We start from the raw sequence: 13,574 nt of genomic DNA, 5'->3' as shown, positions 1-13,574 counted from the left end.
GGGGATTCAAAGATCAATTGTCTATTTAGACCGTCGTTTGAGATGCAATCACCTGCTGACTATCCGCAGTTTGCAAGGAAGCATACAGACGATTCAGGGCGTTTACATAAGCTTGAGCCGATGCCACGATAATATCCGTGTTCGCAGCACGACCTGAGAAAACACGATCGCCATATTTCAATCGAATCGTAACTTCCCCGATCGCATCAATGCCTGCGGTGACAGACTGCACCGAGAACTCGATCAATTGATTCGGCACATTTACGACTCGATTGATCGCTTTGTAAACTGCATCGACTGGCCCTGTTCCGGTAGCTGCATCCGTTAGCTCATCTCCATCCGGAGTAATTAAGCGCACGGTTGCGGTCGGACAAGCTGAATCGCCGCAAGAAACCTGAACGAGTTCTAAACGGAACAACTCCGGCACATGCTGAACTTCGTCATTGACGATCGATTCCAAATCGCGATCGGTGACTTCTTTCTTTTTATCCGCCAATTCTTTGAACCGAACAAACGCTTTGTTCAGTTCTTGGTCGGTCAGTTCAAATCCTAGTTCGCCCAAGCGAGAGCGGAACGCATTCCGTCCCGAGTGTTTGCCCAAGACGAGTAGCGTATCGTTTAGCCCGATCGTTTTCGCATCCATGATCTCGTAGGTCTGCCGATTTTTCAGCATTCCATCTTGGTGAATGCCCGACTCATGCGCGAACGCATTCGCTCCGACGATCGCTTTGTTCGGCTGAACCAACATTCCTGTCAAACTCGAAACCAAACGCGAGGTTTTGTAAATCTCTTGCGTATGAATTCCAGTCAAAGGCGTTTCCGATTCAACCGGACGACCGAGATAAGGATTGAAATACGATCGCCGCACGTGCAGCGCCATGACCAGTTCTTCGAGCGAGGCATTTCCAGCCCGTTCGCCAATGCCGTTGATCGTACATTCAAGCTGACGTGCTCCATTTTTCACCGCTTCGAGGAAGCAGGCGACCGCTAAGCCCAAATCATTGTGACCATGCACAGAAATAATCGCTTGATCGACATTGGGAACGTTTTCTTTGATGCCGCGAATCATGTCCCCAAATTCGCTCGGAGTCATGTACCCAACCGTATCGGGAATGTTGATGGTTTTTGCGCCTGCTGCGATCGCGCGTTCTAACACCTGATACAGATACTCAGGGTCGGAACGGGCTGCATCCATTGGCGAAAATTCCACATCATCGACAAACGATTTCGCGTAAGCGACCATTTCTTCAGCGATCGCTAAAACTTCTGCGCGGGATTTCTTGAGCTGATATTCCAAGTGGATATCAGAGGTCGAGATAAAGGTGTGAATTCTAGGTTTTGCAGCGGGTTTGAGCGCTTCGGCTGCCGCTTTGATATCGGCCGGAATCGCACGAGCCAAGCTACAAATCGTCGGCCCTTCCGGTGTACCTACGGCTTGGGCAATTTTCTGAACCGCCTCGAAGTCTCCAGGGCTAGCAAAAGCAAATCCAGCTTCAATAATGTCAACTCCGAGTCGAGCAAGCTGACGCGCGATCGTAAGTTTTTCATCCACGTTAAGGGTTGCGCCGGGGCACTGCTCGCCATCGCGCAAGGTGGTATCGAAAATCAGAATGCGATCGTCAGATTTAGATGCGTTCATAGCTCGACTGTTTTTTGGAGTGTATTTTTTGTAGAGAAACAATCAAATTCTGCTAAAACCGATGCCCGAATAGCATTTCAGCCTTCGGGCATAGATCCTGTCAGAATTTCTGTAGTGATTGTAGCGCTTTTTGTAGTACGCCGATGAATCGCGTGATGAAATGTTGACTAATATTCAGCCTTTTCGATGCGATCGCGAATGTCGTTGAGATCAATATATCGATCGGTGACATTCCGAAGCTCACGCGCAATCATTCCTTCTGTCGAAACCACCGTAATGTGGGTGTTTTTCGAGCGGAGTTGTTCGATCGCACGCTCAAAATCGCCATCGCCGCTGAATAAAATCACGCGATCGTATTGCTCGACCGTGTTAAACATATCCACAACGATCTCGATATCAAGATTCGCTTTCTGCGAATATCGACCCGAAGTATCGTCATAATACTCCTTGAGAATCTTTGTCCGAACCGTATAGCCCAAACTAATCAAAGCATCTCGGAAGCCCCGCTGGTCTTGGGGATCTTTCAATCCGGTGTACCAATAAGCATTAATTAGCTCAACGTTCTTTTCAGAAGTAAAATACTCTAAAACACGTTTTGGATCAAAGAACCAGCCGTTTTTTTGTTGGGCATAGAACATATTGTTTCCGTCTACAAAAATAGAGAGACGGTTCATTGAGTAATGCATAGAAGCTAGAGAACGTAGAACTTGTATAAGCAAGATATGTGAATAATTAATTCTAGCAACGGAAAACTGAGAGCGGACTAAAAAAACTTAGAATTCCACGGAATTCAGATTTAGTGCGCGACTCGATTTATGGATAAATACTGACATTTCTCCGTTACAAGTGCGATAGGTCGCAGCTTCTAATCGGCTTCAATCGTCAGTTGTCCTTGAATAAATCCACTTTGTTTTAGTAACAGATAAAACCAAAGTGAGGGACAGCTGACACGATTCATCTGGATGTGGCGGAGTTTTCCTAACATTTTAAATTAGATTTATACAGCAATAGGGAATAGACCTTTACTTTAGTGAACGTGAGCGATCGCGGCAGTTCCTCGGCAATTAGATAGATCTTAACAGTCAGATTATCAGTATTGCATTCGACGAGGCGTTAGCTTCTACTCGTATGATTAGGGATAGAACAAGTTCGATCGAAAACCGTCCTGACTTAAGCGATTTTGTGTGATTGATCAAACGTCCCGGTTTGTTGAGTGCGACTGTATCTAAGATGTCAAAGAAAGTTTCTCCTGCTGGATTATTTCAGGCGTTGACGCTCACCCTAAAATCAGGGTTACGGTCTGGTTTGTTTCAGCAGACGACGGTGAAGCAGCCAGGAGACTTGACGACTGAGACCATGCCGCTAGAGGACGATTCAATCGATCGCGCAATCGCCCCAACAGAATCGCCGACTAAGAAGGACACCAAATTTATTCGATTGGGGCAGGGCTGCCTGGTTTTGTGGGCATTGGTTGCAGGTCTGGTCACTGCGATCGAACCCGAATCTGCTCAATACTGGGAGCGCCAGATTCAGAGTGCTATGTTGCGTATCCGAGGAGCAGTTGCGACTCCGGATAAGATTGTGATTTTGGCGATCGATGATGAAACGCTGCTGCAACTTTCAGGATCAGGTCGCTTACCTCGACGCTCTGCCTATGCAAAAGCGATTGATCGAGTCATGCAATCTGGAGCAAAAGCTGTTGGAGTGGACTTAATTCTGGATTTGCCGAGCTTTGGTGAAACTGAGGTTTCGACAGATTGTACTCAACCGAATCAGAAACTTGCAGAAGACGATCGCCAACTCCAGCAAGTTTTACAACGCTATGGTGGGCGAATTACTTTAGCGGTCGAAACCAGCCGTCTAGATAATCGCCAAGGTGAACAAATGCGGCTATCGCTGCCATTTTGTCCGTTCCGAGCCGCGAATATTTCCTATGGATTGATTGAGTATCCAAAAGAGGCTAACGAGAAGATTCATCGCTTAGGCAGTGCGGCAGTGCAGAAGGTGCGATCGTCTCCTGAAATGGCGGCATTGTTTGATGAGGAAAAGATTTTGCCGTTTGCAAATGCGGTTTTGCGATCGGCGAACCTACCGCCTTCAACTGCACGAGGAGAAAATCTCTTTTTGCATGGCGGTGATGGCACATTCAGTCGGACGACGATTCCATTTTGGAATGTTTTATCAGAAGAGAATTGGAATAGCGATTTTCTCAAACGAGGACAGGTTTTCAAAGACAAAATTGTGCTAATTGGAGTTACCGCTTCCAATATCAGCCCTAGTTTGAATACTGCCGTTGGGATGATGCCTGGAATTGAACTGAATGCCAATGCGATCGCAACTCTGCTCGAGAATAAATCGATTCGCAATGCATTTCCGAATTCCAGTCTTGCTGGACTCGCGATCGCGGGATTAGTCCTGAGTGCTGGATTTTTGCAAATGCAAACCAAACGTCCAACAGGAAGACTCGGTTGGGCAGGAGCAATTGCGCTCTTTTGGGCAGGAATCGGATATGCGACATTCACGCAGGGCTTGATGATTTTACCGATCGCTGTGCCGATCGCGGCTATGCTCCTCACCGGAGTTTCCTTCTTGGGGACGGGTCTAGCGCATGAGTACCGCAACAAATTAGCTTTCCGCAAGACGCTCAAACAATTTGCCAGAGCACCCTTAGTGCAAGAACTGATTCGAGATCAAGAAGAGTTTCAGACTCTACTCCAAGAGCATGAGCAAGAAATTTTAGGGAAACAGCTTGGCGGACGCTACAAGATTACTAAAGTTCTCGGTTCAGGTGGCTTTGGTGAAACCTACATTGCAGAAGATAGTCAACGTCCTGGCAATCCAGCTTGTGTAGTCAAACATTTGCGTCCAGCGAGTAACAATCCTCGACATTTACAGCTTGCTCGTCGCTTGTTTAGATCTGAAGCCCAGAGCTTAGAGCGATTAGGCGAACACGATCAGATCCCTCGATTGCTGGCTTACTTTGAGGAGGATGGAGAGTTTTATCTCATTCAAGAATTCATTGCAGGTTCGATGCTGAGTGAAGATCTCACAATCGGGCGACATCTGCCGGAATCTCGCATTGTTCCTTTGCTGCAAGATCTCTTACAAATCCTCGATTTCGTTCACAGTCGAAATGTGATTCACCGGGATATTAAACCCAGTAATATCATTGTGCGATCGCGCGATAAAAAGCTCGTCCTCATCGACTTTGGAGCCGTTAAAGAACTTCATCAACAACTGGCTGAAGGCGATATTGCAACAGCGACGATCGGGATTGGGACTCAAGGGTATATGCCACCCGAACAATGTGCAGGGAATCCTCGATTAAACAGTGATTTGTATGCGGTCGGAATGATCGGCATTCAGGCACTGACTGGATTACCTCCTAGCCAATTGCAAGAAGATCCAGAGACAGGAGAAATTGCTTGGCGCGATCGCGCAATTGTCAGTGGTTCCCTCGCTGCTATTCTGTCGAAGTTAGTCCATCGTGATTATCGATCAAGATATCAATCTGCAAAAAGCGCGATCGAGGATCTGGCTCAACTGACGAATCTTTCAACATTAACGCTCCCTCCAGAATTCTTTGTTGCGGCTGCAATGGAGATCGAAGAAGATGTGACAACAACTCGCCCCTGGCCCGAAACCTTTGGTGAAGAGGAGCTACCCCCCACTGAAGCACCACCAGAAGTCTGAAATTTACTTTTTAGCGCGGATTTATGCTGCTCTGATAGCCTCCAAATGGGTGCTATCAGTTATCGAGAGGCACGATTGTCCAACAAGAACAAAGCCTAACCCCCGTTACTTTCTTTACAGACAGAGAATCAGAGGAAAGAGTAAATTTGCTTTTAGTAACTTCATCCTGCATAAATTCCCGGTGCTCAATGAAAGCAATTCCAAGGCTCTCGAATCTACCCGTCGTGGATAAGGTGCTAGTCAGACACTGATAGCATTCAGGATTTCCTCATCTCAAAGAACCATATTAGTGAAGCGAATCCTATGATTGATCCGATTCTGTGGAATGACTGGCATCCCGTTGCTCGATCGACTGATCTCAAACCTGGAACCATTCTGCGATCGCGGCTACTTGGCACTGATTTAGTCCTTTGGCGCGGGCAGAACACAGGTGCAATGGCTTGGGAAGATCGCTGTCCACATCGAAGTGTGCAACTTTCCAATGGCACTGTAGTAGATAACACGCTGGTCTGTCCTTATCATGGCTTAGCTTACAACTCAGCAGGACAATGTGTTAAAGTCCCGGCTCATCCCAACTATGTCCCACCAAAACAAGCCTGTGTGAAATCGTTTGCGGTACAAGAACAGTATGGGGTCGTTTTCGTTGCGCTCGGCAACCCGCCTACATCAGTTGCTCCGTTTCCTGAATGGAATGATCCGACATTTCAGACCTACCTCAGCGGTGGGCATTACTGTCGCTGTAGTGGATTGCGAGCCATTGAGAATTTTCTCGATGTAGCTCATTTTCCGTTTGTCCATGCCGGAATTTTAGGAGAACCTAGTCAACCTGTGATCGAAGACTATGAGGTACATTCGATCGATACAGGCATTTACATGAAGAATATTCAGGTCTGGCAGCCTGATCCTGATGGAACTGGGCAAGGAGGCATTGCTACTTACGAATATTGGACGCTCCGCCCCTTAACTGCTGCCCTGATGAAGAAACGGGAAGATGGTCAAACGATGGTGCTTTTAACTTACATGACTCCTGTTTCTGAAGAAGAATGTCTTGGGTGGGTATGGGGAGCATTGAACTATGCTCATCACCTATCCGAAGCAGAGATGGAGGCGTTTCAGGATGAGGTCATGCTGCAAGATGTCGGAAATTTAGAATCGCATCGTCCAAAACGGTTGCCCCTGGATGGACAGACAGAATTTCACTTGCCGAGCGATCGCGCTTCCCTCGCCTACCGAAAGTGGCTCAAACAACTGGGAGTAACTTACGGTACATTGCGATCGTCAACAACGATCGTAGTCTAGCTCAAGCAAAGCAAATCTCTGTTTGTCGTTGCAAGGGTCAACAGAATGGCTAGTGCTATCTCTTTATCTAAAATAGACCTAAGTACTGACGGAGAATTGCATCATGACTCCACACCTCGAAGCCGCGATCGCGGCTATCCAACCCCTCTCTCCTACAGAGCGCCAACAACTCCTGCAAATTCTTCAAAATGACACGATAGAAGACTCTCAAGTTGATCTGAAAGTACTTGACAAACAATTTCGGCAAGGGCTGACACTTCAGCAACTTCGTGCGAGTCAAAACCCCCAAACATTTAATGCGAGTAACTTGAAAGCTTTTGGTGCAGGTATCTTTCCTGAGGCAGACTCGATTGAAGACTTTCTCGCATTCTTACAGCAACAGCGTCAAGCGACCTAATGTTCTATGAACCTGCTTCTGATTGACACTGATATTGCTTCCTTCATCTTCAAGGCGAGTGACTACGCTACTCCATATCTTCCACTTCTGAATGGTCATGATTTAGCCATCTCATTTGTGACAGTTGCTGAACTCTATCAGTGGGCAATTCTGCGTCAGTGGGGAGAACGTCGTCTTGAGCAGCTAAAGCAGTCTCTTCTGAATTACATCATTATTCCAAGCGATGAACTGCTTTGTCAGGAATGGGCAAAAGTTCGGGCTGAGCGACACGTTATCGGACGGCCCATTTCACCCCAAGATGCCTGGATCGCAGCGACAGCTCTCCGGCATGATTTACCTCTAGCCACATAGAATATCAAAGACTTTCGCGACACTTCTAATTTACGGTTGGTGACTTCTTAATTTTCCTCCCGTTCTCACTCTGAAAAATTTCTAGACAGTTTTGCCAATTGTGTCCTATAGTGTTTAATTGTCGCTAAAATTCAGTTGGGCAATTTCCGGGAAATCTCTCTGGATAAAACTCCGAGAGCATTTTTATGTGTGCTTGAGCGCACAGTAAAGCCTCCCAGAACTTGCAACCCTTCGAGCAAGAAGCTGAGCCAAATCAGTCTTTCTTCGCGAGTAGATTCCGACTCCTGGAAACTGAGTAGCAACCCTACTTAAGTCCGATCGGAAATCGCATTTTCAGAGCAGATGCACTATCAGCTTTTCGATAAATGCTTGAAGAAACCAACTTAAAAACGCGGAATCCGCTGCCTCCAATCTCCTTGGGGCAAGATTCTTCTGGTTGTCCGACCGTGGATCCGTTGGAGTGACTTGAGACGCAGAGCGGCGATCGTTGGGTTCGCTGATTCTGCATAACGTGTAAAACAGGAGAAAAACAGTGGCTGTCGGAATTGTCGGCACGAAACTGGGCATGACACAAGTGTTTGATGAACAGCGGAGAGCAATCCCCGTTACCATCATTCAGGCAGGTCCTTGCCCCGTGACGCAGGTAAAAACTAAAGAAACAGACGGATATTCTGCAATCCAAATCGGATATGGCGAATGTACCGAGAAAGCATTGAACAAGCCCGCGCTTGGTCATCTGAAAAAATCAGAATCTCCGCCTCTGCGCCACTTGATGGAATATCGAGTCGATAACGCAGGAGACTACACCCTCGGTCAGCAATTGAAAGCTGATTTGTTTGAGGCAGGTCAAATTGTAGACGTGGTTGGAACTAGCATCGGACGTGGGTTCGCCGGTTATCAGAAACGTCACAATTTTGCCAGAGGTCCAATGTCGCACGGTTCTAAAAACCACCGTGAACCAGGTTCGACTGGAGCAGGTACAACTCCTGGACGGGTTTATCCTGGGAAGCGCATGGCAGGTCGCTTAGGTGGAACTCGTACCACAGTTCGGAAGTTGACCATCGTGCGCGTCGATGCAGAACGCAACTTGATCTTGATCAAAGGTGCAGTTCCTGGAAAACCCGGTGCGCTGGTAGAAATCGTGCCCGCTACGATCGTCGGGAGCAAATAGACAATGGCAGACTTTAAAGTAAAAGATTGGGACGGCAAAGAGTCGGGAACTGCCGCAATCGAATTAAAAACCGCAAGACCCGAAAGTGCAGCTGGCATTCTGCACCGTGCTGTGGTTCGTCAGTTGGCGAATGTACGTCAAGGTAATGCTTCAACCAAAACGCGATCGGAAGTGCGCGGTGGTGGACGCAAGCCTTGGAGACAGAAAGGAACTGGTCGTGCCCGTGCAGGTTCGAGCCGTTCTCCGCTGTGGAGAGGGGGCGGTGTGATCTTTGGACCAAAACCCAGAGATTACTCGATCAAAATGAACCGGAAAGAGCGCCGTCTAGCGCTGAGAACGGCATTCCAAGGACGCGCAGAAGATTTGATCGTCGTGCAGGACTTTGCAGCAAAGCTGCCGCGCCCGAAAACGAAAGAATTAGTTGCAGCGCTGTCTCGTTGGGGTGTTGAAGCGGGATCGAAAGTCTTGATGATCGTGGCTGAACGCGATGATAATGTTTATCTCTCGGCTCGCAACGTTGAAAGACTGAGGCTGATCTCAGCAAACAACCTCAATGTGTATGACTTGCTGCACGCAGATCATATTGTTGCGACATCTGCCGCATTAGAAAAAATCCAGGAGGTGTACGGTGAAGACTGATCCCCGCAACCTAGCCGATCTGATTCGCCGTCCGCTGATTACGGAAAAGGCGACTCGGTTACTAGAACTGAATCAATACACGTTTGAAGTGATGCCCAAAGCATCCAAGCCTGAAATCAGAGCCGCGATCGAATACTTATTCGATGTCAAGGTGACTGGAATCAGCACCATGAATCTTCCTCGCAAGAAGAAACGGGTCGGCAAGTACATCGGGTACAAACCCACCTACAAAAAAGCGATCGTCACCCTTGCAGAAGGCGATTCGATCACGCTGTTCCCCGAACAAGTATAACCACCAAGAGAGCAAGTTATGGGCATCCGAAATTATCGACCCTATACCCCCGGCACTCGCCAACGCAGCGTGACTGACTTCGCGGAAGTCACGAAATCGGAACCCGAAAAGTCTTTGGTGACATACAAGCACCGCAAGAAAGGACGGAACAACCGAGGCGTGATCACCTGTCGTCACCGGGGCGGCGGTCACAAAAAACTCTATCGAATCATCGACTTCAAACGCGACAAGCGTGGAGTCGTCGCGAACGTTGCTGCGATCGAATACGATCCGAACCGCAACGCTCGCATCGCATTGCTGTACTACACGGACGGCGAAAAGCGTTACATCTTACATCCAGTCGGATTGCAAGTGGGAACGAAAGTACAAGCGGGTGCAGATGCACCGATCGAAGTTGGAAACGCGTTGCCTTTAGAGAATATTCCTCTCGGTACGATCGTTCACAACGTTGAGCTTCAACCGGGTAAAGGCGGACAGATTGTTCGTGCTGCAGGTGCTGCGGCTCAAGTGTTCGCGAAAGAAGGCGACTATGTCACCTTAAAACTGCCTTCGACTGAAGTTCGCAAAGTTCGCAAAGAGTGTTACGCCACGATCGGACAGGTGGGCAACACCGAGCACCGCAACCAGAGCTTAGGAAAAGCAGGTCGGAAACGTCATTTAGGTCGTCGTCCTGAAGTTCGTGGTAGTGTAATGAACCCAGTGGATCACCCACATGGTGGTGGTGAAGGACGCGCGCCCATTGGACGTTCTGGTCCTGTTACACCTTGGGGTAAACCCGCTTTGGGTGCGAAGACTCGCAACAAGAAGAAACTCAGCAGCGCCTTGATCGTGCGTCGTCGTCGTAAGACTTCTAAGCGCGGACGTGGCGGACGCGAATCGTAGTTAAGGAGACGATAAACGATGGCACGTTCATTGAAAAAAGGTCCCTTTATTGCAGACCACTTGATGAAGAAAGTGGAAGCAGCACGGGCAAAAGGAGACAACCAAGTGATCAAAACTTGGTCGAGAGCGTCCACCATTTTGCCGCAGATGATTGGCATGACCTTTGGCGTACACAACGGCAAAACTCATGTTCCAGTCTATGTGAGCGAACAAATGGTTGGACATAAGCTAGGTGAATTTGCGCCGACTCGGACTTACCGGGGACATGGCGGCGGCGATAAGAAATCGCGGAGATAGAAACAATGGCGACACAAATCCAAGGAGAAGTTAAGGCAGTAGCCAAGTACATTCGGATGTCACCTTTTAAGGTGCGTCGAGTTCTGGATCAAATTCGCGGTCGTTCCTATCGGGAAGCGCTGATTATCCTAGAATTCATGCCGTATCGCGCGTGTGAGCCTGTCTTGAAGGTTTTACGATCGGCGGCAGCCAACGCTGAGCATAACGAAGGATTAAACCGGGGAAGCTTGGTTGTCAGTCAGGCTTATGCTGACCAAGGACCTGTGCTAAAGCGGTTTAGGCCGAGAGCACAAGGGCGGGCATATCAAATCCGCAAACCGACGTGTCACATCACGATCGGTGTTGCTCCAGGCGCAGATTCATAAGGGAGAACAACCAAAATGGGACAAAAGATTAACCCCAATGGATTTCGGCTGGGTGTGATTAAAGAACACCGATCGCGCTGGTTTGCAGAAGCCGATCGCTATCCCGAACTGCTGCAAGAAGACCACAAGATTCGGAATTTCTTCATGAAGAATCCGAAGAATCTGGACAACTTGAAGAAGCCCGGGATCTCCGAAATCCGAGTCGAGCGGAAAGCTGACCAGATTGATTTAGAAATTCGGACCTCTCGCCCCGGCGTTGTTGTTGGACGCGGTGGTGCTGGAATTGAAGTGTTGAGAACAAACCTTCAGCAAGTATTGGGCAACAGCGATCGTCAAATCCGCATCAACGTGGTGGAAGTAGCGAGAGTCGATGCCGATGCAATGTTGATTGGAGAGTACATTGCTGAACAACTCGAGCGTCGGGTTTCGTTCCGCCGTGTCGTTCGTCAAGCAATCCAACGCGCTCAGCGGGCTGGCATTGAAGGAATCAAGATCCAAGTGAGTGGTCGTCTGAACGGAGCTGAAATTGCCCGTCCAGAGTGGACTCGCGAAGGTCGAGTTCCCCTGCACACCTTGAGAGCAGATATTGACTACGCTTACACCACTGCACAAACGATCTACGGAACGTTGGGGATCAAAATCTGGGTATTTAAGGGAGAAATCCTACCCGGACAAGAGCGCGAAGCAGAAGTCGTTGCGCCGAACCAACAGCCCCGTCGTCGCCAGCAGCGTCGTCAGCGTTTTGAAGACCGATCGAATGAAGGGTAGAAACAGCGGGGAGTAGGGGTAGGGAGACAAGAGACTGTCAAAGCGGAATCTTGCTCTCCCCACTCCCCACTCCCCACTCCCCACCCACAGACCTTACAGGTATCGACCAATGTTAAGCCCAAGAAGAACAAAATTCCGTAAGCAGCAGCGCGGTCGGATGCGAGGATTGGCGACACGCGGAAGTCAACTCAACTTCGGTGACTTCGGCTTACAAGCCCTAGAGCCAACCTGGATCACATCGCGCCAAATTGAAGCTAGCCGTCGAGCGATGACGCGCTACATCCGCCGGGGTGGACAAATCTGGATTCGGATTTTCCCTGACAAACCCGTCACTGCACGTGCCGCAGAAACCCGGATGGGTTCTGGTAAAGGTGCGCCTGAATACTGGGTTGCAGTCGTGAAACCGGGTCGGATCATGTTCGAGATCGCAGGAGTGCCCGAAGAAACTGCAAGAGAAGCAATGCGACTCGCCCAGTACAAACTCCCGATCAAAACTAAATTCATCACCCGTCAGCAAGTCGTCGAGGAGGAATCATAAATCATGGCACTTCCAAAAATTGCGGACGCACGCGAACTCAAAGACGAGGAACTCTCAGATCAAATTCTGGCTGTCAAGAAAGAGCTATTTCAACTCCGAATGCAGCAAGGGACTCGTCAACTCGATAAACCCCATCAGTTCAAACATCTTAAGCACCGCCTCGCGCAGCTTTTGACCGTAGAACGTGAACGACAGTTGAAAGGTGAGTAATCCCAAATGGCAGTCAAAGAAAGAGTTGGCGTAATTGTCAGCGACAAAATGGACAAAACGGTAGTGGTTGCGGTCGAAAGCCGTACCGCGCATCCCAAATACGGAAAAATCGTAGTCCGAACCAAGCGCTACAAAGCACATGACGAAGAAAACAAGTGCAAAGAAGGCGATCGCGTTCGGATTCAAGAAACTCGCCCCTTAAGCCGCACCAAACGCTGGGCTGTGCTTGAGATCCTGAGTACCAAAGCCTAACCCTACTAGGAGACGGACATGATTCAGCAGGAAACCTATCTCAATGTGGCAGACAACAGCGGCGCACGGAAACTGATGTGCATTCGCGTGTTGGGCGGCAATCGTCGCTATGCCGGCATTGGTGATGTCATTGTTGCTGTCGTGAAGGATGCAACCCCGAACATGGCAGTGAAAAAGTCGGACGTGGTGAAAGCCGTGATCGTTCGCACCCGGAAAACTTTACGTCGTGACAGCGGCATGAGCATCCGGTTCGACGACAACGCAGCGGTCATCATCAACGCAGACGGAAATCCCAGAGGCACGCGTGTGTTTGGACCCGTCGCTCGTGAACTTCGTGAGAAGAACTTCACCAAAATCGTATCTCTAGCTCCGGAGGTGCTGTAGATGGCACTTAAGAAGAAAAAGTCCCCCGTTGCACTGAAAATGCACGTTAAAACGGGTGACACTGTACAAGTGATTTCTGGAAACGACAAGGGTAAAGTGGGCGAGGTTGTTCGCACTTTCCCTAGACTCAGCAAAGTCATCGTCAAAGGCGTAAACATCAAAACCAAGCATGTTAAGCCAAAAGGCGAAGGCGAATCGGGCAGTATCGAGACCTATGAATTTCCGATCCATAGCTCGAATGTCATGTTGTATTCCGAAAAGCAAAAAGTTGCATCCAGAGTTTGCTACACCTTCACCGAAGATGGTCGCAAGGTTCGCAAACTGATCAAAACTGGCGAAATCATTGATTAGCCCTTGAACTTAACTTAGCCCTGACCAAGCCCAGGGAGGAACTAAA

General features: G+C 48.8%; 18 protein-coding genes. 16 read left to right on the top strand and 2 right to left on the bottom strand.

Going from position 1 to position 13,574, the window contains the following annotated elements:
* Positions 1 to 25 precede the first annotated feature (25 nt).
* The gene (locus tag OU814_RS12450; RefSeq protein ID WP_017286267.1) at positions 26 to 1,639 is read right to left on the bottom strand and encodes a 2-isopropylmalate synthase; all 1,614 of its coding nucleotides are present in this window, start codon (positions 1,637 to 1,639) and stop codon (positions 26 to 28) included.
* A gap of 167 nt (positions 1,640 to 1,806) precedes the next feature.
* Positions 1,807 to 2,313, bottom strand: coding sequence for a LabA-like NYN domain-containing protein (locus tag OU814_RS12445; RefSeq protein WP_239741285.1), 507 nt, complete (start codon positions 2,311 to 2,313; stop codon positions 1,807 to 1,809).
* Positions 2,314 to 2,869: 556 nt separating this feature from the next.
* On the opposite strand from OU814_RS12445, the gene OU814_RS12440 reads away from it, so the two are divergent.
* The 16 genes from OU814_RS12440 to rplX all read left to right on the top strand — a co-directional run bounded on the left by OU814_RS12440 (position 2,870) and on the right by rplX (position 13,528).
* Positions 2,870 to 5,332: a protein kinase domain-containing protein gene (locus OU814_RS12440; RefSeq protein ID WP_268183206.1), complete on the top strand. Its 2,463-nt coding sequence runs from the start codon at positions 2,870 to 2,872 to the stop codon at positions 5,330 to 5,332.
* Positions 5,333 to 5,635: 303 nt separating this feature from the next.
* A complete protein-coding gene (locus OU814_RS12435) occupies positions 5,636 to 6,631 on the top strand; it encodes an aromatic ring-hydroxylating dioxygenase subunit alpha (protein WP_268183203.1) in 996 nt (331 codons plus the stop codon).
* A 103-nt stretch (positions 6,632 to 6,734) separates the two neighbouring features.
* Positions 6,735 to 7,028, top strand: coding sequence for a hypothetical protein (locus OU814_RS12430; RefSeq protein ID WP_268183201.1), 294 nt, complete (start codon positions 6,735 to 6,737; stop codon positions 7,026 to 7,028).
* 6 nt (positions 7,029 to 7,034) lie between these two features.
* Positions 7,035 to 7,379, top strand: a complete 345-nt coding sequence (locus OU814_RS12425) for a type II toxin-antitoxin system VapC family toxin (RefSeq protein ID WP_268183199.1) — start codon at positions 7,035 to 7,037, stop codon at positions 7,377 to 7,379.
* Between the two features lie 532 nt (positions 7,380 to 7,911).
* Entirely contained in the window at positions 7,912 to 8,550 is a 639-nt protein-coding gene (gene rplC, locus OU814_RS12420) for a 50S ribosomal protein L3 (RefSeq protein ID WP_268183196.1), read from the top strand.
* A gap of 3 nt (positions 8,551 to 8,553) precedes the next feature.
* Positions 8,554 to 9,189: a 50S ribosomal protein L4 gene (gene rplD, locus OU814_RS12415; RefSeq protein WP_017286260.1), complete on the top strand. Its 636-nt coding sequence runs from the start codon at positions 8,554 to 8,556 to the stop codon at positions 9,187 to 9,189.
* Complete coding sequence (locus OU814_RS12410; RefSeq protein ID WP_017286259.1) at positions 9,179 to 9,481, top strand: 50S ribosomal protein L23; 303 nt, start codon at positions 9,179 to 9,181, stop codon at positions 9,479 to 9,481. The genes rplD and OU814_RS12410 overlap by 11 nt, the downstream gene beginning before the upstream one ends.
* Positions 9,482 to 9,499: 18 nt before the next feature.
* Positions 9,500 to 10,363, top strand: a complete 864-nt coding sequence (gene rplB, locus OU814_RS12405; protein ID WP_017286258.1) for a 50S ribosomal protein L2 — start codon at positions 9,500 to 9,502, stop codon at positions 10,361 to 10,363.
* Between the two features lie 18 nt (positions 10,364 to 10,381).
* Complete coding sequence (gene rpsS, locus OU814_RS12400; RefSeq protein ID WP_017286257.1) at positions 10,382 to 10,660, top strand: 30S ribosomal protein S19; 279 nt, start codon at positions 10,382 to 10,384, stop codon at positions 10,658 to 10,660.
* 5 nt (positions 10,661 to 10,665) lie between these two features.
* Complete coding sequence (gene rplV, locus OU814_RS12395) at positions 10,666 to 11,025, top strand: 50S ribosomal protein L22 (RefSeq protein ID WP_017286256.1); 360 nt, start codon at positions 10,666 to 10,668, stop codon at positions 11,023 to 11,025.
* Positions 11,026 to 11,040: 15 nt separating this feature from the next.
* Positions 11,041 to 11,793 carry a 30S ribosomal protein S3 gene (rpsC, locus tag OU814_RS12390; RefSeq protein WP_017286255.1) on the top strand — a complete coding sequence of 251 codons (753 nt, stop codon included), beginning with the start codon at positions 11,041 to 11,043 and terminating at the stop codon, positions 11,791 to 11,793.
* Between the two features lie 109 nt (positions 11,794 to 11,902).
* The gene (rplP, locus tag OU814_RS12385; protein ID WP_026148407.1) at positions 11,903 to 12,331 is read left to right on the top strand and encodes a 50S ribosomal protein L16; all 429 of its coding nucleotides are present in this window, start codon (positions 11,903 to 11,905) and stop codon (positions 12,329 to 12,331) included.
* Between the two features lie 3 nt (positions 12,332 to 12,334).
* The gene (gene rpmC / locus OU814_RS12380) at positions 12,335 to 12,541 is read left to right on the top strand and encodes a 50S ribosomal protein L29 (protein WP_017286253.1); all 207 of its coding nucleotides are present in this window, start codon (positions 12,335 to 12,337) and stop codon (positions 12,539 to 12,541) included.
* 6 nt (positions 12,542 to 12,547) lie between these two features.
* Positions 12,548 to 12,793, top strand: a complete 246-nt coding sequence (gene rpsQ, locus OU814_RS12375; RefSeq protein WP_017286252.1) for a 30S ribosomal protein S17 — start codon at positions 12,548 to 12,550, stop codon at positions 12,791 to 12,793.
* An 18-nt stretch (positions 12,794 to 12,811) separates the two neighbouring features.
* On the top strand, positions 12,812 to 13,177 hold the full coding sequence (rplN, locus tag OU814_RS12370) for a 50S ribosomal protein L14 (protein WP_017286251.1): 366 nt from the start codon (positions 12,812 to 12,814) through the stop codon (positions 13,175 to 13,177).
* Positions 13,178 to 13,528: a 50S ribosomal protein L24 gene (gene rplX / locus OU814_RS12365; RefSeq protein WP_017286250.1), complete on the top strand. Its 351-nt coding sequence runs from the start codon at positions 13,178 to 13,180 to the stop codon at positions 13,526 to 13,528. It abuts the gene before it with no gap.
* Positions 13,529 to 13,574 lie beyond the last annotated feature (46 nt).

It is taken from the genome of Leptolyngbya sp. GGD (assembly GCF_026735145.1).
Lineage (GTDB): Bacteria > Cyanobacteriota > Cyanobacteriia > Leptolyngbyales > Leptolyngbyaceae > Leptolyngbya > Leptolyngbya boryana.
This window is presented reverse-complemented; position numbering and strand designations above follow the sequence as displayed.